20 protein-coding genes are annotated in these 19,036 nt (G+C 45.7%); 4 read left to right on the top strand and 16 right to left on the bottom strand.

Annotation, left to right across the window (positions count from 1 at the left end; genetic code table 11):
• Nucleotides 1-8: 8 nt before the first annotated feature.
• Both comGB and comGA read right to left on the bottom strand, forming a co-directional pair.
• A complete protein-coding gene (gene comGB, locus MTR82_RS09560) occupies nucleotides 9-1,052 on the bottom strand; it encodes a competence type IV pilus assembly protein ComGB (RefSeq protein WP_246808834.1) in 1,044 nt (347 codons plus the stop codon).
• Entirely contained in the window at nucleotides 1,006-2,049 is a 1,044-nt protein-coding gene (gene comGA, locus MTR82_RS09555) for a competence type IV pilus ATPase ComGA (RefSeq protein ID WP_052651757.1), read from the bottom strand. Before comGA ends, comGB begins: the two co-directional genes overlap by 47 nt.
• Nucleotides 2,050-2,428: 379 nt before the next feature.
• Here comGA and MTR82_RS09550 point away from each other — a divergent pair, with 379 nt between their 5' ends.
• A complete protein-coding gene (locus tag MTR82_RS09550; protein ID WP_052651758.1) occupies nucleotides 2,429-2,671 on the top strand; it encodes a DUF2626 domain-containing protein in 243 nt (80 codons plus the stop codon).
• Between the two features lie 55 nt (nucleotides 2,672-2,726).
• Here MTR82_RS09550 and MTR82_RS09545 read toward each other — a convergent pair whose 3' ends face one another.
• Nucleotides 2,727-3,368, bottom strand: a complete 642-nt coding sequence (locus MTR82_RS09545) for an MBL fold metallo-hydrolase (RefSeq protein WP_246808833.1) — start codon at nucleotides 3,366-3,368, stop codon at nucleotides 2,727-2,729.
• 143 nt (nucleotides 3,369-3,511) lie between these two features.
• Between MTR82_RS09545 and MTR82_RS09540 the strand changes: the two genes are divergently transcribed.
• Nucleotides 3,512-3,691, top strand: coding sequence for a DUF2759 domain-containing protein (locus MTR82_RS09540; protein WP_052651760.1), 180 nt, complete (start codon nucleotides 3,512-3,514; stop codon nucleotides 3,689-3,691).
• A 212-nt stretch (nucleotides 3,692-3,903) separates the two neighbouring features.
• Here MTR82_RS09540 and MTR82_RS09535 read toward each other — a convergent pair whose 3' ends face one another.
• From MTR82_RS09535 to MTR82_RS09475, 13 genes are all read right to left on the bottom strand, one after another.
• A complete protein-coding gene (locus MTR82_RS09535; RefSeq protein ID WP_246808832.1) occupies nucleotides 3,904-5,853 on the bottom strand; it encodes an LTA synthase family protein in 1,950 nt (649 codons plus the stop codon).
• Nucleotides 5,854-6,013: 160 nt separating this feature from the next.
• Entirely contained in the window at nucleotides 6,014-6,205 is a 192-nt protein-coding gene (locus MTR82_RS09530) for a YqgQ family protein (RefSeq protein ID WP_052651762.1), read from the bottom strand.
• The gene (locus MTR82_RS09525; RefSeq protein ID WP_246808831.1) at nucleotides 6,202-6,777 is read right to left on the bottom strand and encodes a 5-formyltetrahydrofolate cyclo-ligase; all 576 of its coding nucleotides are present in this window, start codon (nucleotides 6,775-6,777) and stop codon (nucleotides 6,202-6,204) included. Before MTR82_RS09525 ends, MTR82_RS09530 begins: the two co-directional genes overlap by 4 nt.
• Nucleotides 6,778-6,841: 64 nt before the next feature.
• Nucleotides 6,842-6,991: a 50S ribosomal protein L33 gene (gene rpmG / locus MTR82_RS09520; protein WP_036809376.1), complete on the bottom strand. Its 150-nt coding sequence runs from the start codon at nucleotides 6,989-6,991 to the stop codon at nucleotides 6,842-6,844.
• A gap of 162 nt (nucleotides 6,992-7,153) precedes the next feature.
• Nucleotides 7,154-7,813, bottom strand: coding sequence for a phosphate signaling complex protein PhoU (gene phoU, locus MTR82_RS09515; protein WP_246808830.1), 660 nt, complete (start codon nucleotides 7,811-7,813; stop codon nucleotides 7,154-7,156).
• Nucleotides 7,814-7,829: 16 nt separating this feature from the next.
• Nucleotides 7,830-8,648, bottom strand: a complete 819-nt coding sequence (gene pstB, locus MTR82_RS09510; RefSeq protein WP_052651765.1) for a phosphate ABC transporter ATP-binding protein PstB — start codon at nucleotides 8,646-8,648, stop codon at nucleotides 7,830-7,832.
• A 28-nt stretch (nucleotides 8,649-8,676) separates the two neighbouring features.
• Complete coding sequence (pstA, locus tag MTR82_RS09505; RefSeq protein WP_246808829.1) at nucleotides 8,677-9,555, bottom strand: phosphate ABC transporter permease PstA; 879 nt, start codon at nucleotides 9,553-9,555, stop codon at nucleotides 8,677-8,679.
• A 1-nt stretch (nucleotide 9,556) separates the two neighbouring features.
• Complete coding sequence (pstC, locus tag MTR82_RS09500) at nucleotides 9,557-10,483, bottom strand: phosphate ABC transporter permease subunit PstC (RefSeq protein WP_052651767.1); 927 nt, start codon at nucleotides 10,481-10,483, stop codon at nucleotides 9,557-9,559.
• Nucleotides 10,484-10,553: 70 nt separating this feature from the next.
• Nucleotides 10,554-11,528 carry a PstS family phosphate ABC transporter substrate-binding protein gene (locus tag MTR82_RS09495; RefSeq protein WP_052651768.1) on the bottom strand — a complete coding sequence of 325 codons (975 nt, stop codon included), beginning with the start codon at nucleotides 11,526-11,528 and terminating at the stop codon, nucleotides 10,554-10,556.
• Between the two features lie 188 nt (nucleotides 11,529-11,716).
• The gene (locus MTR82_RS09490; RefSeq protein WP_246808828.1) at nucleotides 11,717-13,909 is read right to left on the bottom strand and encodes a peptidoglycan D,D-transpeptidase FtsI family protein; all 2,193 of its coding nucleotides are present in this window, start codon (nucleotides 13,907-13,909) and stop codon (nucleotides 11,717-11,719) included.
• 112 nt (nucleotides 13,910-14,021) lie between these two features.
• A complete protein-coding gene (locus tag MTR82_RS09485; protein WP_235199071.1) occupies nucleotides 14,022-14,630 on the bottom strand; it encodes a superoxide dismutase in 609 nt (202 codons plus the stop codon).
• Between the two features lie 110 nt (nucleotides 14,631-14,740).
• On the bottom strand, nucleotides 14,741-15,220 hold the full coding sequence (locus tag MTR82_RS09480; RefSeq protein WP_246808827.1) for a DUF456 domain-containing protein: 480 nt from the start codon (nucleotides 15,218-15,220) through the stop codon (nucleotides 14,741-14,743).
• A gap of 165 nt (nucleotides 15,221-15,385) precedes the next feature.
• Complete coding sequence (locus MTR82_RS09475; protein ID WP_246808826.1) at nucleotides 15,386-17,017, bottom strand: Na/Pi cotransporter family protein; 1,632 nt, start codon at nucleotides 17,015-17,017, stop codon at nucleotides 15,386-15,388.
• 169 nt (nucleotides 17,018-17,186) lie between these two features.
• Here MTR82_RS09475 and MTR82_RS09470 point away from each other — a divergent pair, with 169 nt between their 5' ends.
• On the top strand, nucleotides 17,187-17,696 hold the full coding sequence (locus MTR82_RS09470) for a DUF1189 family protein (protein WP_052651772.1): 510 nt from the start codon (nucleotides 17,187-17,189) through the stop codon (nucleotides 17,694-17,696).
• A 215-nt stretch (nucleotides 17,697-17,911) separates the two neighbouring features.
• On the top strand, nucleotides 17,912-19,033 hold the full coding sequence (gene ispG / locus MTR82_RS09465; RefSeq protein WP_052651773.1) for a flavodoxin-dependent (E)-4-hydroxy-3-methylbut-2-enyl-diphosphate synthase: 1,122 nt from the start codon (nucleotides 17,912-17,914) through the stop codon (nucleotides 19,031-19,033).
• Nucleotides 19,034-19,036: the final 3 nt, after the last annotated feature.

The raw sequence follows: 19,036 nt of genomic DNA, 5'->3' as shown, positions 1-19,036 counted from the left end.
TCTCCTCCTCAAATCGTATGGACTAGATTGTACATCGGCAATAAAATCGCCAAATATGCACCGACAATGCAGCAGGCGATGATAACAAAAAAAGCTGGCTGGATGATCTTCAGCATCGCTTGGGACTTTTTCTCGATCCGTTCCATTAATACTTCGCTGTACAGAATCAGTTCTTTCCCAAGATGCCCCGTCAATTCCCCGTGCTGGACGAATGAAGCCATATCGTCCGCAAAAAAGGACTGGCGGGAAAGCGCTACGGATAGATTCTGGCCGCTAACGATTTCATCACGGCAGGCAGCAGCCATAAACTGGATGATTGAATGGTACGTCTGGTCTTGCAGCAATTGCAAGGATTGCTGCAAAGAGATGCCGCTGTGCAGCAAGGTGCCGAGCTCCCGGGAAAAAAGATGCGACCAGTAGAGCCGCATATAGCTCCGCAGCAGCGGCAATTTCAAAATCCAGCTGATTTGGACCGGGATTTTCTGTTTTTGCAAGACGATCCAAAAAACCGCAGCCGCTAAGCCGAATGCTGCAAAGAGGCCGATGAAAACATCCGGCAAATTCAATAAATACGTCGGCACACCGGAAGTGTCGTCGCCGGATTGCAGCGATTCCATGAGTTCCGTCAAGTTTGGCACATAGTTCGTCCGAAAAAATAAGAACAGCATGGAAGTGAAAAGCAGCAAAGATACGGGATAGATCAAAATATTTTTTAATTTCTTCTGGACTTGTTCTGTCCTCGAGAAACTTTTGGCGATGCTCTCGATCGACTCAGGCAAACGGCCATGGAATTCCGCAATTTCCACCGGAAACAGCACACGGTCTTTGAAGCCAAGAAATTTCAGGATTTCTGCAGCCGTACCGCCACTTTTCAAAATAACGCCGATGCCATCGAGTGCTTCTTCGAGTTTTTTCGTGTGCACCGGAAGCAAAAGCTGCAGTGCGGTTGGCAGCAGGTAGCCTTCTTTCATTAATACGGACAGTCTGCTGAGAAAATGCTCCCGGTCATGAATAGGGATTGTTCTCGGCTTCAGGGATCGCTTCAATCGCACCGATTTTCACCCCTTCCCGGATCTGACCGCCAAACGACAAATGTTCAGGCAGCCGATACGGTTTCTTTTCTTTCGCCGAATCCAGCGCTTCCATCAAACGTTCCCCGTGCAAAATTTCATATAATGCACGGTACGAAGTTTCCAGCTGGTCCATGCTGTTGTATACAGGTATGATTTTCTGCGCAGATATCGCAATCAGCGTCTGCGCCATATCTTCATAAGATACGCCGAGGTCATAAAGCCGGTGAAGGCAGCCGACCGAATGCCTTGCATGGATGGTCGATAGCACGAGATGCCCTGTCAATGCTGCCCGGACCGCTATTTGTGCAGTTTCGGCGTCCCGGATTTCGCCGATCATGATAATATCCGGATCATGCCGCAAAATCGCTTTCAAACCTGCTGCATAGCTTAATCCCGCTTTTTCATTCACTTGTATTTGCAGAATCGAATGGTTTTTCCGCTCCACTGGATCTTCCAGCGTGATGATATTGCGGTTTAGCCGTTCAGCACAATGCTTCAAAAGCGAATACAAAGTTGTGGATTTGCCGCAGCCGGTAGGGCCGGTGAACAGCAGGAGGCCTTGCGGCGCTCCTGATAACTTCTCGAGCAAATGGGCGGAATCCCGAAATGCCGCAAGCGTATGGATGGAAACGGCCGCATCATCTGCCATAATCCGGATCACGATGCTTTCTTTTGTTAAAACTGACGGCAAAGTTGATATTCTAAAATAATAAGGATGATTTTCAATTGGAAGTTGAAATGAGCCTGTTTGAGGTTTTCGCTTTTCGCTCATATCCAGAAGGGAAAGGTATTTAAAATACGCAATCATGCGATTGCCTAATTCTAGGGGGATTTTGGTTACTTGCTTGAAAGCCTGAAAAGAACGGAACGAAATGGAATAGCCATCTTGCTCAGGTTTAATATGGATATCGGTTGCAGCATTTTCCACTGCCTGGCTCAGCAGATCGCTGCACCGCCGTTCGACGATTTCCTGCATAGCCACCTCCTATTAGTAGTAGAACGAAGGCGCCTCTTCATTCCCCCCACAGTATAACCGGCTCGATTTGCTTTGTGAATAGTTTCCTTCAAAATAAATATTTGATCGCCCTATAGTGGGGAAATCTCATTTTTAGACACTTTTCAGCCGGTCAGGCTGCTCCGGTTTTCCCCTTGCTTTTTCCTCAACAATTGCAATAAACCAATTCTTGAGGTAAGCTCACTTTCAAAGCGGCTTTGGAAAACACGATTGTTTGATCAGCACGGCAACAATACACCTGTTTGTCACAAAGAAAGGACAACTCGCTGTTTACACAATCGCTTCCTTTCCTATATAATAAATAGGAGATTATTGTGTTGTGGCAAAGGAGGGATTACCCATGGATAAGATGTTCAAATTAATGGGATGGTGGACTGGGATATTCGCAGTTCTTTTTTATGTAGGTGATATGGTAGAGGTATCATTGATAATGGTAGCTAATACTGGATTTTTCGTTCTTCTTGGATTCTTAAACATTTCCGAACGCATGTATCTGTACATTTTCGGAGCATACTTGACCGTATTCTTTGTAGGCTTCACTTACTACACAACGTTCATCCATATTCCCGGAGCTGGACATTAATCAAAAAATCAAAACGAAAAGCGGCCCATTGCGGCCGCTTTTTTAATTCCCCTTTTTAATTGAACGATTGCAAAAAAGGATTGAATTTCTTTTCTTGGGATGGAGTCGTTTCCGGCCCATGCCCCGGGTAAAGGATCATATGATCCGGCATCGTCAACAGAGATTCTTTGATCGATCGGAGCAATTTCGCTTCAGACCCATCAATCAAATCCGTTCTTCCGATACTCCCCCGAAATAACGTATCCCCGACAATCGCAAACCCTTCAGCGCCGAAAGAAAATGTCATGCTTCCCGGCGAATGGCCCGGTGTATGGAACAATTCCATTTCAAAGCTGCTGATCTGGAGCGACTTCTCTTGGTCAAGCAAGATATCCGCTTCCCGCATCCGGTAATCCGGCAAGGCCGGGTACTTTCCAGAGCCATTGAGATTCGGACGTCGAAGCCAGTCTCTTTCCAAGCGATGCAAGTAAACCGGAATGCCGAACTGGTCCCGTAAATCGTCAATCGCTCCGATATGGTCAAAATGGGCATGCGTCAGCAAAATCGCCAGCGGCTTCAACTTTTTCTTTTTCAGGAAATCCGCCACTCGTTTGCTTTCTTCCCCTGGATCAAAAATTAAACATTCCTCCAAGTCATTGGAAATGATGTAGCAATTTGTCTGAACAGGCCCTAATTCCATTTGATTGATTTTCAACATGTGCAATTCACCTCTTTCAAATTATAGCATCTCAAGTGTTCAACGGAATGACAATATTATCCCTCGACAAACATCAGGTTATTCATTACAATAATAAGAGAACACGGCGGCACTGGCTGTTAATGTTGAAGGGAGTGTCATAGATGAACTTGCTTATGGTTATATTTGGGCTGATTGCTATTTTAGCAGCAGTAGGCACTGTACAAACCTTGAAAAACAAACAATTTTTAGGATTAATTTTCAACTTCGGTACGTTTGTGATTTTCGGCGGTTTCACGATCGCAACGATCATTACACAAGGATATCCACCAAGCCTACATTAATCCAAAAAAGCTGATGCCTTCCGGGCATCAGCTTTTTTTATCGCTTTTCACTATGTGGAAAAAGATAGATAAGAACATGGTATTCGCTGTTTTGCTCCATATCTTTCGAGAATGCTCCAGCACCGGCGCGGTTCCGGGCAGGATGGATCAATAAGACGAACCGGTTTCTCGGCAATCTGAAAAGCGGATGCTGCATGAGCATCCGCTTTTCTTTATTGCTGGGGCACGACTTCAATCGCCTCTTTTTCTTTCTGCTCTTTTTCCAATTTCTCCAGTTCTTTTTCCGATAAAATCAATTGGCCATTATCCTCGTCGTAAAAGCGAAGGAGGTCTCCGTTGATAATCGACTCAGAATATTCAAGTTCGGTAAAAGCAGGCTCGATATAAGGTTCACAAGCTGCTCCATCTATTTCTTCACCGGTTTCCCTGTCATAGCAACTGTTTCCGGCAAAGACGCTTTTCTCGGTGATGAAACGGCCGTCGCGGAACACAACAAACTCTTCATGCTCTTCTGAGAACAGGTCCCCGCCGAACTGGATATCGTCTTTGGTTTCCACACCCATTAAATGCATGATGGTTGGACGGATATCCACTTGGCCGCCAATTTCTTCATCAATACCTCCTTGTCCATATCCCGGAATATGGACAAAGAACGGAACGCGCTGCAGCTGCGCCGTTTCGTAAGGCGTAATTTCTTTTCCAAGATACTGTTCCATCGCGGCATTATGGTTTTCTGAAATGCCGTAATGGTCCCCATACATAACGATAATCGAATTTTCATAAAGCCCTTGCTGCTTCAATTCATCAAATAGCACTTTAACGGATTCATCTAAATAGCGGGCCGTCTGGAAATAGCGGTTCAGCGTGCCGGAATCTGAATCGAATTCATCAATCAGTTTGTCTTCTTCATCCAAGTAGAATGGATGGTGATTCGTCAAGGTCAACAAGCGCGTATAGAACGGCTGAGGCAATTGGGCCATGTGTTCGACGGATTGCTCCATGAACGGAATGTCTTTCATTCCCCAGTTCACGGCCTCCCCTTCACCGATTTCATAGCTGTCGATATCCAAAAATTCATCGACATTCAATGATGCATACATCATGTCGCGGTTCCAGAAGCTTTTCGTGTTCGCATGTTGGACAGAGGTATGGTAGCCGTTCTTCCCGAGGCTCTCTGCCATCGAATTATAGGAGTTGCCGCTATGCGTAAAAAAGACGGCGCCTCCGCTAAGCGGGTAAAGCGAGTTTTCAAGCAGGAATTCCGAATCGGAAGTTTTCCCAAGCCCGGTCTGATGGTAAAAGTTCGGGAAATAAATGGTGTCTTCATCTTCAGTCAGCTCGTTCAGGAAAGGAGTGATGGTTTCTCCGTTCATTTCATTGTTGATCGTAAATGACTGAAGCGACTCCAAAGTGACGACGATGAGATTCCGGCCTTCCGCAAGGCCGAACATGTCCGGATTCGGCTCCGGCTGATTTGAACTTACGTAGTTATTGATTTCGACAAGCTGCGACCCGTCTGCCAGGGCGCGCTGTGCTTGTGATTTTGATTGGATGTATACATCATAGAGGTGGTAATTATACATGCCGATATTCTTCACAAGCATTTCGCGGTCAAAACTGCGCGTCAATAACTGCGGACGTTCCGCTTCCGCGAGCCCCAAATTGAAGAACATCACTGCAGCAGAAAGGATAAAATAGGCTTTCCGCTGCCCTTTAACGGCTATTGCGCCGGATTTGACCTTTAGCAACTTGATGGCCAATAGGATCACAAAAACGTCCGCGAAATAAGCCAAATCTGTCCAAAAAACGCTTTCAGCGGCACTGGCCCCTAAATCACCGAAATTATCTTTCTGGAATAGGAGCGGCAGCGTGATGAAATCGCTGAAAAAGCGGTAAAAGGCCACATTGGCGTAGAGCACAACCGATGAAATGACAGCGATTGCAAGAATAAACCGATTTTTGGCTCTGTCGCTCTTGAAAAATAGCGAAGCGCCATATACGAACAGGAGCCAGCTAAGCGGATTGATAAAAAGGATAAATTCCTGCAACGCATTATCAATCGTGATGGAAAAACTGGTTTTATAAGTGATGTAGGTTTTTAGCCAAGTAGCAACGATGGCGATTGCCAGGATTGAATGTTTGGGCCATTCTCTTTTCAGCATCCCTCGCATCCTCCTTTACAAAGAGTAATTTCCGTATTCTTAAGCCGCCTCCGATTCAATTCCCAATAAGGCGGTCTACTCAAAATTGCCGATAGTAGCTTCAACATACTGAGTACCCTCATTCAGCCGAATAAAACCTCAAATTGCTTCTTTTTATGAACTATTTGCCTTCACTGCGCTTTTGGCGAAGAATCATCAACGCGGTAGTATATTCTTTCGCCGTGATAAACTGCATCCGGTAAAGTTCCCGCACTTCATCTTCCATCAAGGCGAGATCTGCCTGAAAATCCGCTGTATAGATTATGGTGCCGTACCGTTTCAGCAATTGCATCACATCATATAAGTTTTTCATTTTCTCCACCCCATCGTATCAATCCATTCATTTTCCGTAATAATATGCTGCACAGGAATATCATGGGTTTCCACCGGCACTGATTCTGCCAGTTGCATATCAAAAGCAAGTGAAACGGTTTTTCCGCTATACGCAGAAAGGTACCGGTCATAGTAGCCGCCGCCAAAGCCAATGCGGTAGCCTGATTTGCTGTAGACGACGCCAGGGACCAGCATCAACTCGATTTCCTCCGGAGAAACGTAGCGGCTCGGGTCGATGCGGGGTTCCCGCAATTTCATATAAACGTTTTCCAATTCATCGTAGTCAGTCAATAAGTAAAAGTCCATCCCCCTGCTGCTCGGGATGCATCTTGGAACAGCCACTCTTTTACCGACGCTCCAGCAATAGTCGATCAATAGCGAAGTATCGACTTCCGGAAAAGTTGAAATTGTCGCACCGATCGTCGATGCGCCTGCAAAAAGAGGGTCTTCCACCAATCGCCGGATGATTTTCCCGCTTCTTTCTCTATGTACTTTTTCGGGCATTTCTTTTAATTGTGCAAGGATTCTTTTTCTGCTTGTGGATTTATCCATCTCCAAACATCTCCTTATATAAAGAAAAAAGCCAAAACCCGTATAGGTTTTGGCAGTCAATGAATTACTTCGTTTCACGGTGTAGAGTCATTTTCTTTTCACGTGAGCAATATTTTTTCATTTCAAGACGCTCAGGGTTGTTGCGCTTATTTTTAACAGTGCTGTAGTTACGTTCGCTACATTCTGTACAAGCTAAAGTGATGTTAACACGCATCGGTATCCCTCCTAATTCTTTCAAAGATCATTTGTTAATAAGCGGTTGATCTATACGACTTAACTATTATAGCATATCTAGAGGCAAAGTCTACTGAAATTATTCATTATTTCTTTCATAAAAAAAAGAAACTTCCCAGCAGTGCATGCTGCCGGGAAGCGGTTAGCTATTTAAATCATAATGGCGCCCTTTTACCAGATAAAATAATTGTTCCGCGATATTTGTCGCATGGTCAGCTGAACGTTCCATGTATCGGCTCACAAAAGCGAGCTGCGTGATTTGGCTCAATTTTTCAGGATCCTCTCCGCCTGCATGCATCAGCTTTCGGATGACATCCCCGTATAAACCGTCAACTTGGTCATCCAATTCCGCAATCTCTTTCGCTTTCAAGACATCTTCCTCTACAAAAGCGTCGATCACTTGATGGAGCATGGCCACTGCGAGGTCATGCATCTGTTCGATTTGGCGGATCTGCGGAAGCAACTCTTCTTTGCCGATACGGATGGTTTCTTTTGCAATATTCACCGCATAATCGCCGACCCGCTCCATATCACTCGCTACTTTAATGGTGACGATCAGCCTGCGCAAGTCGGTTGCGACCGGTGATTGTTTGGCAATCATCAAAATGACTTGGTCATTAATTTCTTCTTCCAATTGATTGATCTCGATATCATCTTCGATGACTTCAAGTGCCGCATCCACGTCATGGGCCATTAAAGCCTTTACCGATTTGCTCAAAGCTTCAACCGCCATTTTGCTGATCAGAATCAACTGGTCTTGCGCAGAACTCAATTCATAATCAAATTTTTCGCGTACTGACATAATGCATCCCCGCTCCTTATCCGAATCGCCCTGAAATATAGTCTTCCGTCCGTTTATCGGAAGGGTTTGAGAAAATAACATCCGTATCATCATATTCGATAACTTCCCCGTTCAAGAAGAAAGCCGTTTTATCAGAGATCCGTGCAGCCTGCTGCATATTATGCGTCACAATAATGATGCTGTAGTCTTTTTTCAATTCCTGCACCAACTCTTCGATTTTCAATGTCGAGATCGGATCCAGTGCAGAAGTTGGTTCATCCATGAGGATGACATCCGGCTCGATCGCCAGTGCCCGCGCGATGCAGATCCGCTGCTGCTGGCCGCCAGAAATGCTATAGGCATTTTCATTCAGCCGGTCTTTCACTTCATCCCAAATGGCCGCGCCGCGCAAACTTTTTTCGACAATTTCATCCAGGATTTTCTTGTTCTTAATGCCGTGGATTCTTGGCCCATACGCCACATTGTCATAAATCGATTTCGGGAACGGGTTTGGCTTCTGAAACACCATGCCGACTTTCGTGCGCAATTCTTCGACACCGTAATTGGCATCGAAAATATTCCGCTCACGGTAAAGGATTTCCCCGGACGTTTTTACAGACGGCACCAATTCCACCATGCGGTTCAAGGTTTTGATATACGTTGATTTTCCGCAGCCGGATGGCCCGATAATTGCCGTTACTTCATGTTCTTTAATATCCAAGTCGATATTTTTCAAAGCATGTTTGTCGCCGTACCAAAGATTCAGCTGTTTTGTTAAATATACCGATTTTTTCGGGCTATTTTGTTCTTTAGGCTTGCTTTCTTTTACAGTTTTGACCGGACTGATGGTTGTCATGTGTGTTGCCCCTCTCACATAAATCGCATTAATAGCGTTTTTGGAATTTATTGCGGATCAGCGCTGCGATGGAATTCATCGTCAAGAGTACGGCCATGAGCACGATAATTCCTGCTGCTGCCACTGCCTGAAACTCTTGCTGCGGACGGCTTGACCAATCATAGATTTGCATCGGCAAAGCGGTAAAAGTATCCATCACACCTGAAGGCAGGAACTGAATGATGACCGGCACCCCGATGACAATTAATGGCGCCGTTTCGCCGATGGCTCGGGATAAGGCTAGAATGCTCCCTGTCAGGATTCCCGGAATAGCAGCAGGCAAAATGATTCTGACAATCGTTTGCCATTTTGTCGCCCCCATTCCAAGCGACGCATCTCTGAGTTCATTTGGAACCGCCCGTATTGCTTCCTGCGCAGCGACAATAATGACCGGCAGTATCAGCAGACTCATCGTAAAGCCGGCTGCCAGCACACTGTTGCCAAGCGACAGCGCACGGACAAAAATCGTTAGCCCGAGCAAGCCGAACACGACGGACGGGACGCCAGCCAAATTCGAGATATTCGTGCGGATGAATGCAGTCATCCGGTTTTTCTTCGCGTATTCCTCTAAATAAATGGCGGATCCGACTCCTAAAATAATCGAAGTCGGAGCCACAACTGCCATCAGCCAAAGAGAACCGATCAAAGCAGCTTTAATTCCTGCTTTTTCCGGGAAGCGGGAAGCAAAGTTGTTCAAGAATTCCCACGATAGGTTTCCCGCTCCTTGCGTGACGATGCGGTAAAGCAAAATAGCTAATGCAAGCAAGGCAATGGTGGTCGCCAGCATGAAAAGGCCTTTGAACAGATAATTGACGATTTTTCTGCCGCCCATCCTTTTCACAACTAAGTCATGGTCTACATATCTCATCTCAATACTCCTCCTTGAAACGTTTTGAAACATAAGTGGCAAGGATGTTCATAAGCATCGTAAAGATGAACAAAGTAAAACCGACGGCATAGATGGAGTAATAAATCGTCGTGCCGTACCCTGCATCGCCTTTTGAAACTTGCACAATGTAGGAAGTCATCGTCTGGATGGAACCCGTGAAGTCTCCGTCGAACCGCGGAGTCGATCCTGCCGCGAGTGACACGATCATCGTCTCCCCGATCGCACGGGAAACGGCCAGCACCACTGATGCCACAATGCCGGATAAAGCCGCTGGCAAAATGACTTTCGTCGCCACTTCAAATTTAGTGGAACCCATTGCAAGGGCGCCGTCCCGAATTTGCCTTGGCACCGAAGACATCGCGTCTTCGGATAAAGAAGCGATCATCGGAATGATCATGATGCCCACTACAATTCCTGGTGAAATGGCGTTGAAGATTTTAATTTCCGGAAATAAGCCTTGCAACACAGGCGTAACAAACGTCAAAGCGAAGAATCCGTAAACGATCGTTGGAACGCCAGCCAGGATTTCGAGTACCGGTTTGACGATCCTGCGGACGGTTTCGCTTGCATATTCACTTAAATAGATAGCAGCGCCGATGCCGATTGGCACTGCTACAATTACTGCAATCAATGTAATTTTAAGTGTACCGACGATCAATGGCAGGATGCCGTACTGCGCTTCTTTGTTTGAGAACGGAAGCCAAGTGGTGCCCGCGATAAAATCGATAAAGGAAACACGCGAGAAGAACGTGAAAGTTTCCACAATCAAAGTCAGAACAATGCCGATTGTCGTCAGCACTGACACTGAAGCAATCAGGAATAATAAAATTGGAATGATTTTTTCAATGATTTTTTTGCTTTTCTTGCCTTTCGACTGCGCGATCATTTCCTGCACAGATGGACGCATATGAAATCCCCTTTCAACCGCAAAAGGCGAGCAGCGGCTGCTCACCCTAAGACCCGATCTTTAACCCGTATTATTTAAGAGCCTCTAAATCTGCTAGCCCTTTTTCATATTCTTCTTCTGGAAGCGACACATAACCCACTGCTTCAGCCATATCGCCGGCATTTTCTAATGCATACTCCATGAAATCATAAACAGCTGGATCTTCTGAAATGGCTTTGTTTGCCGCATATGTGAACAACGGACGCGATAATGGTTCATACTCGCCTGATTCGATTGTTTCGTGAGTCGGCTCCACTCCGCCGATATTCACTACTTTCAATGTATCTTTGTTAGCGACGTAATAAGCAAACCCGAAGAATCCGATCGCGTTCGGATCAGCTTGGATCCCTTGAACCAACACGTTGTCATCTTCTGATAGCGTCGCGCTGCTGACGATGTCTTCATCTTCTAGAATGACTTCATTGAAATAATCAAATGTTCCTGAATCAGTTCCCGGGGCGTAGAAGACCACTTCTTCATCCGGCCATTCAGGATTGATATCCGACCATTTTTTCGTAGAGCCATCTTCAACCCACAGCTTTTTCAAGTCTTCTACAGTCAAATCTTCGACCCAGTCGTTATCTTGGCTGACAACTACTGATAAGCCGTCGTATGCGAGCAGGAACTCCGTGTATTCAATGCCTGCTTCTTCCAGGCTTGCCGCTTCTTCTTCTTTAATCGGACGTGATGCATTTGAGAAATCCGTTTCACCTTGGATGAACTTTTCAAATCCGCCGCCAGTACCAGAAACTCCAACTGTTACTTGGACCTTCGGTTGGTCTCCAGCATATTCTTCAACAATTCCTTCCATGATAGGTGCAACTGTCGATGATCCATCACCCGAAACAGCGCCTTCTACTTCTGCTGACTCTTCACCTGCTGTATCAGATGTTGTTTCTTCAACGTCAGAACTTGAATCCGCAGATCCTTCTTCTCCGCCGCATGCCCCTAAAATTAACGCTGAACCTAGAATTGCCGATGCCATTGCGAACTTCCAATTTCTCATTTCTCATTTCCTCCTAAGGGTTATGTTATTTACACTCCTAACTATAAAGAGGGATTGTTGAGGAAGTATGGAGCGAATGTTAAGAAAATGTAAACCGGGTTTATTTCTATGCATTTTGGCTTACAAATTGATTTAACGTGAAAAAAAGCGATGGACACAGGCTTAAAGCCCGTATCCATCGCTTTTGATCAATTTTCTTCCCCTTCTTCAACTGCTGTATCAGTGGCAGGTGATTTGATAACGGAAGGTGATTCATTCACTTCTTTGTTTTTCAGTTCGTAGTATTTATCCAAAGCGGCACGAGCAATTTCATTGCTTGCCGGCGGCACATGGCGCGGGTCTGTCGTAATATAAGGAATCACGACAGCGTAGGCAACTTCAGGATTTTCAAAAGGCGCAAATCCAACATGGGTCGTATTGACCGATGCTTTCGTATAGAACGGACTTTCTTTATCGTCGTAATAATTGATTTCCGCTGTACCTGTCTTGCCAGCAGCAGAATATTTAAGGTCGTTAAAGTATTTGCGGGCAGTCCCGTTGCTGCCTGTGTAAACCATGCGCATGCCTTGTTTCACCCGGTCGATTTCGGCCTGGCTATTATTGATGCGATTCAGAATTTTGGGTTCAACGACTGTTTCTACCGCCCCTAAAGTTTTGCCGTCGCTTGAAGGCTGGCGGATTTCTTTGACCACATGCGGCTGCATGCGGTAGCCGTCATTGGCAATAGTTGAAACATACTGCAGCAATTGCAGCGGCGTATACGTATCATATTGGCCGATGGCGAAATCGAGGAAGGTCCCCGGTTCCGTACGCAAGAAGCGCCCAGTAACCCCTTTTCCTTCATTCGGCAAATCGATGCCTGTGCGGACGCCAAGGCCGAATTCAGCAAACGAATTGCGCATCGTATCCCAATCATCCTGCGTTACGCTGAATCCTCTGTAGCGTTCATAGGCGTTGCCGGAAATCGCCAAGGCAATTTTAAACATATACACGTTGGATGAACGCTCAAGGGCCGTCTGGTCATTGACCGCTACCCGATTTCCGATGGTTCTATTGAAGAGAGAGGCTTTCATCAACCCGCCTGGAAGCAGCATCGGTTCATCGATCATCGTCTGCCCCATAGCGATTGCGTCGTTGCTGTATCCGGCAAGCACCGTCGCCCCTTTGACGACTGAACCTGTCGGATAGGCAGCAGTGATCGTTCCGAACGAATAGTCACGGACAATCCGTTTGCCGTTTTCATCACGGTCCAATTGCTTGCCGACCAATGAAATGATTTCCCCTGTCCGTGGATCCATCATGACAAGATACGCGTCTTTCACCAATTGGGAGTTGGGGCCTGCTTTCAGCTCCAGCAATTTCTTTTCGACAATGTCTTCCATGGCGTTTTGGATTTCCGAATCGATTGTCAACACGACATCTTTCCCGGGCTCTCCTTCATCAACTGTCACCGTTTCAACAACGCGTCCCCGGCCGTCCGTGACGTTTTTCACGATCGATTTCTGGCCTTGCAGCACTTCTTCGTATTCTTCTTCGAGGAAACTGATGCCGACACGGTCATTACGGGAATAATCCCGGGCCAGATAGTAGTCGATTTTATCTGCCGGAAGCCCTTGTTCAGGCGTTGTCGTATTTCCTAAAATGGTCAGATCCGATGTTTTCACCCGTTTCCAATCCGTAATCGTGTTGACTCCCTTTAAATCGGGATCGGTCAATCGCTCGGAAACCCGGGCAAATTCCTCATCTGTTACACCTTCGTTTTTGATGATCTGAGGTGAAAGTGCATAGCCGGATGTCATTTCACGATAGATTGCCAGAACTTCCAGCTGCTGGTCAGTCAAACTCGCCAGCTCTTCATCGGTGATTCGTTCACGGATCAATGCATCAATTTCACGCTGTTTTTCTTTTTCCTGAATATCTTTATTGGCGATTTCCAGGCGCTCTTCTTCCGTGACTTTGGCCGTCGCTTCCTCGGTATGCAAGGATATGTAGAAGTCCTGCTTATCGCGCAGCGTCACTTTTTTAGGATCTTTTTCAATCAAGGAAGCCAGCTTTTCCGCCACTCGCATCATTTCTTCCCTTTTGGTCGTCTGCATGGCCGTATAAGTAATGGCGTTTACCGGATTGTTATCAACTTGTACACGGCCTTCGCTATCAAAGATCCGTCCCCGCGGCACGCTGGTGTTGACCGGAACTTCTTCCGTACGGGCCAGGGCACGCGTGAAATCTTCGCCTTTAACAATCTGCAAGTAGCCGAGCCGAAGAATCAATACAGAAAATAGCAAGAAAATGGAGAAAAAGAGGATATTCATCCGAAAGACGGTATGCGACTTCAGTTTCGCTTTTGCAAGCGACACACGCCTTTTCTGAGGGGTATTCATTGTCAGTGCACTCCTTTCACCAAAATAGGCAATTGCTAGTATAGCATTTTACATAAAAAAACACACACTTTTTCTGACGAAAAAGTGTGTGCAAAGTTCCAATGAACTCGGATTATTTTGCTGCTTCGTAGCGTTTTGAAACTTCATCCCAGTTTACAACGTTCCAGAATGCCGCCAAGTAGTCAGGGCGTTTGTTCTGGTATTTCAAGTAGTAAGCATGTTCCCAAACGTCCACTCCAAGGATCGGCGTTTTGCCTTCCATTAATGGAGAATCCTGGTTAGGAGTCGAAGTCACTTCCAACTCGCCGTTTGAAACTGCTAGCCAAGCCCAGCCTGAACCGAAGCGTGTTTTGCCGGCATTTTCGAATTTCGTTTTGAATTCGTCAAAGCTGCCGAATTTAGCATCGATTGCTTCAGCAAGTGCACCTGATGGCGCGCCTGTGCCATTTGGCGTAAGCAATTGCCAGAACAACGAGTGGTTAGCGTGTCCGCCGCCATTGTTGCGCACTGCTGTACGGATATCTTCAGGAACTGCGTTCAAATCAGAGATCAATTCTTCAACTGATTTTGAAGCAAGGTCTTCGTGGCCTTCTAAAGCCGCATTTACGTTTGTTACGTAAGTGTTATGGTGTTTTGTGTGGTGGATGTTCATTGTTTCTTTGTCGATGTGTGGTTCAAGTGCGTCATACGCATAAGGTAATTCTGGTAATTCATAAGCCATGATTAAATTCCTCCTTGAGTCTATTGTTCTACGTTCATAGCGTATCAAAGTTTTTCGAGCGATACAATTAAAATGCCCAGACAATTCATTTAATCAGTCTTTTGACTGAATCAAATCACCAGGAAGAACAGGGCGACCATAATAATTTGTATGATTCCTTTGGTGAAGACCGAAGTGATAAACCCGACGACCGATCCGATGCCGGACTTTACCGATTGTTTGATGGTCGATTTATTGAAAATCAATTCAGCGAGAATCGCACCGAGGAATGGCCCGACCAAAATACCGGCAATCGGAATGACGAAGGGTCCGACAATCAACCCGATCGTGCTTCCCCATAAGCCAGCTTTTGAACCCCCGAATTTTTTTACGCCAAAAGCATTGGCAAGTGCATCCGCCCCGAAGAGCAAAATCACAAACAAGCTTTCGATCAGCCAGAACCACCACGGCAAATCGCTGAACTCAAAGAACAGCCCATAAACGACAAATCCGCCGAAGATAAATAGGACCGCTGGAATGATTGGATAAACCAAGCCGACAAACCCGACAGCAAAAAATAACAAAATGACAATCCAAGCGAAAATCTCCATTTTCAACCTCCTAACAAAAACTCCTCTTCACCGTGCCTTACATGATTAAATGTAAAGAAATGAAAAGGAGCCATTAAATCTATTCTACTGTATGAGCCTGCAAAAGTTCCACTATTCTATAAAAGGCTTTCTGCTTCCGATCCCAGAGCGGATGGGATTCAGCTTTTATGCACGGTTGCCAAGAATAGCTTCAGCGATGTTGACCGAATGGTCACCGATACGCTCCAAGTTACTGACGATGTCGACAAAGACAATCCCAGCTTGCGCCGAGCATTGGCCTTCGTTCAAACGCATAATATGTTTTTTGCGGAATTTGCGCTCCATCTTATCAATCAGATCTTCTTGCTCTGCAACTTCACGAGCCAGCTCGTGGCTTGTTGTATCGAGAGCATCCAGCGCTTTTTTCACGGTGGCGATCGTTAAGGTGAACATTTCTCGCAAATCTTCCATCGCATCTGCTGTGATTTTAACCCGGTTATTCTCCTGATAATCGACCAATTCGATGATATTTTCAAAATGGTCGCCGATCCGTTCAATATCCCGAACCGTTTCCATTAACATCGTATGGCGTGTTGAATCTGTAGCCGAAATGGATTCAGCTGAAATCAACACAAGATAATCGGTGATTTTGCCGTCAAGGTTGTTGATGGCATCTTCCAGTTGATAAGCCATCTCCGCACTTTTCTTGCTCTTTGTTTTTAAGTATTCGTAAGTTTCTTCAAGCCCTTGCACTGCATACCCGCCCATTCGCAGCACTTCTTCCTTTGCCTGCCCTAAGGCAATAGAAGGAGACTGCTCGATAAAATGGACATCCAAGTGCTTCGGCTTGAATTCGATCAAGACTTCTTCACCTGGTATGAATTTGGTTACCAGATAAGCCCAGAAGCCGATCAACGGAAATTGAATAATTGTATTGGCTACGTTAAATGTACCGTGGGCAAAAGCGATTTGCATTTTCGGCTCCAGATTCAAAATTCCTGCAATCCATTCCACATAGGCTGTGAACGGCATCAAGAGAAGCAGAAAAATAATTGAGCCCACAACATTAAACAGGACATGGACAGCTGCAGCTCTGCGTGCAGCAATTGAAGTGCCTAATGCTGCTAATACTGCAGTAATCGTTGTTCCGATGTTATCTCCGAAAAGAACCGGCAGCGACGCGCCTAATGATAGAACGTTCTCTGCGTAAAGGCCTTGCAGAATCGCGACGGTCGCACTTGAACTCTGTACAATCAATGTGAACACTGTACCGACGACTACGCCTAGAATCGGCAGATCACTTAAACTGATCGTTAAGTCGATGAACGCTGCGGATTCGCGCAAAGGTTTCATTCCGTCACTCATCAGTTCAAGACCGAAGAACAGCCCGCCGAAACCGAAGACTACCTGGCCAAAGTTTTGAATCTGATTCTTCTTAAAGAAGAAGATCAGAGCAGCACCCACAGCCATGATCGGCAGTGCATAAGCCCCGACATCCAAACCGATGATAAAGGCGGTTACAGTTGTCCCGATATTGGCCCCCATAATAACGCCAATCGCTTGTCTTAAAGTCATAAATCCGGCACTGACTAAACCTACGACAATGACCGTCGTCCCCGAACTCGATTGAATCAGCACCGTGACAATAATCCCTACTAGAACTCCCATGAAAGGATTGGTCGTAAAGCGGTCGAGGATTCCCCGCAGCCTGTCGCCTGCAGCTTTTTGCAAGGCATCCCCCATATATTTAATGGAGAACAGGAATATCCCTAAACCGCCAAAGAAAGTAAAAAGCATTTCTTGCCAATTCGTTTCCACGATATACATTCAACTCCTAATTTACGATTTCACACCCTGTCTATTATGAAGAGTTCGATAAGACCTTGTAAATACCTTTATTTAAAATTTACATTGCCGTAACAAAGCACTCCGATTGGATACACTTCCGCATGTTAGGATATAATTATCAGTTGAAAGGAAGATGCACGTGAACCTTTATCAATTATTCAAAGCCAGTTTAATGGAACCTAAAAAGCAGGCAGCCGTCCGTATAATGACGATAGGAAAGATTCTGCGTTTTGTTTTCGTGTTTATCCTATTTATGACGGTAATTTCCTTCATTGAATTATCACTCGGTTTGAGCGACACAGCCAGTGATGTTGAAGGCCTTCTCCAATTTGTCGAAGAAATTGAATTTCTGCTCTACCCTTTTGCTTTTGTGTTTTTATTTGTTTCGACGACCCTCTACCATTTTTTGAAAATCAGTTTTTTCGCGTTGGTCGGGCTGCTGTTCATTAAACTAAAAAAGCGCAAAGGCGAATATCGCCATCTTTGGCGCACGGCTGCTTTAGCAGTCACAATTCCGACACTTATTTCATTTGTGTTCAGTTTTATCGGAGCCGATCTTTGGGTTTCTGCTGCAACCAGTCTGTTGACGGTCCTCTATTTATATTTGGCCACGAATTATTATCCGAAACAGCCGGCAAAAAAAGTATAGACATTACACAATCCTGGATTCTACCCGAGAATGGACCCTTGAAGTACAAAGAATTCTTGCCATTATTCAAAAAATGGCAGCTCAACCGTTCTTTCTTGTCTTTTAGGTTGTCAGACTGCTAAAATGGCAATAGGTAACTGTAACAAACTAGTCAACTAGTTGGAAAAAGCGGTAGGCCGAGTGAAGCCTATCCTGCTAAAAAGGAGAGAATTTTAATGAGTGAAAGCATTCACCGTACGAAAACACGCCCCGTTAAAGTTGGTGATCTGACGGTCGGCGGAAGCAATGAATTATTCATTCAAAGTATGGCAACAACAAAAACCCACGATGTGGAAGCGACAGTTGCAGAAATTCTGCGCCTAGAAGAAGCGGGCTGCCAAATTGTCCGTGTTGCTTGCCCGGATGAGCGTGCGGCTTACTCCATCGGTGCCATCAAGGCACGCATCAATATCCCGCTTGTTGTTGATATTCATTTTGACTATAAATTAGCTTTGATCGCAATTGAACAAGGTGCTGACAAAATCCGCATCAACCCGGGCAATATCGGACGCCGCGAAAAAGTGGAAGCGGTTGTCAACGCAGCAAAAGCAAAAGGCATTCCGATCCGCATCGGTGTCAACGCGGGTTCATTGGAACGCAAAATCCTTGAAAAATACGGCTACCCGACTGCTGACGGCATGGTTGAAAGTGCGCTTCACCACATTAAAATCTTGGAAGACTTGGATTTCCACGACATTATCGTTTCGATGAAAGCGTCAGATGTAAGTTTGGCGATTGAAGCTTACGAAAAAGCTTCAAAAGCTTTTGACTATCCGCTTCACTTAGGCATCACAGAGTCGGGTACGTTGTTCTCCGGAACGGTGAAAAGCGCGGCCGGCATCGGTGCATTGCTTGCGAAGGGCATCGGCAACACACTGCGCATCTCGCTGAGTGCGGACCCAGTCGAAGAAGTAAAAGTGGCACGTGAACTCTTGAAAGTTTTCGGTTTGTCTTCAAATGCCGCAACGCTGATTTCTTGCCCGACTTGCGGACGCATTGAAATCGATTTGATCAAAATCGCAAATGAAGTGGAAGAATACATCTCCCACATTAAAGCTCCATTGAAAGTAGCGGTTCTTGGCTGTGCTGTAAACGGCCCCGGGGAAGCACGCGAAGCGGATATCGGCATCGCTGGTGCGAGAGGCGAAGGTTTGCTGTTCATGAAAGGCAAAACGGTCCGCAAAGTGCCGGAAGAAACAATGGTGGAAGAATTGAAAGTTGAAATCGATAAGCTTGCACAGGAATACTTTGAAAAACAAGCTGCTGAAAAAGCAGAATTGGAACAACAACAAGTATAGGGT

Source organism: Planococcus ruber, from assembly GCF_022819085.1.
Lineage (GTDB): Bacteria > Bacillota > Bacilli > Bacillales_A > Planococcaceae > Planococcus > Planococcus ruber.
This window is presented reverse-complemented; position numbering and strand designations above follow the sequence as displayed.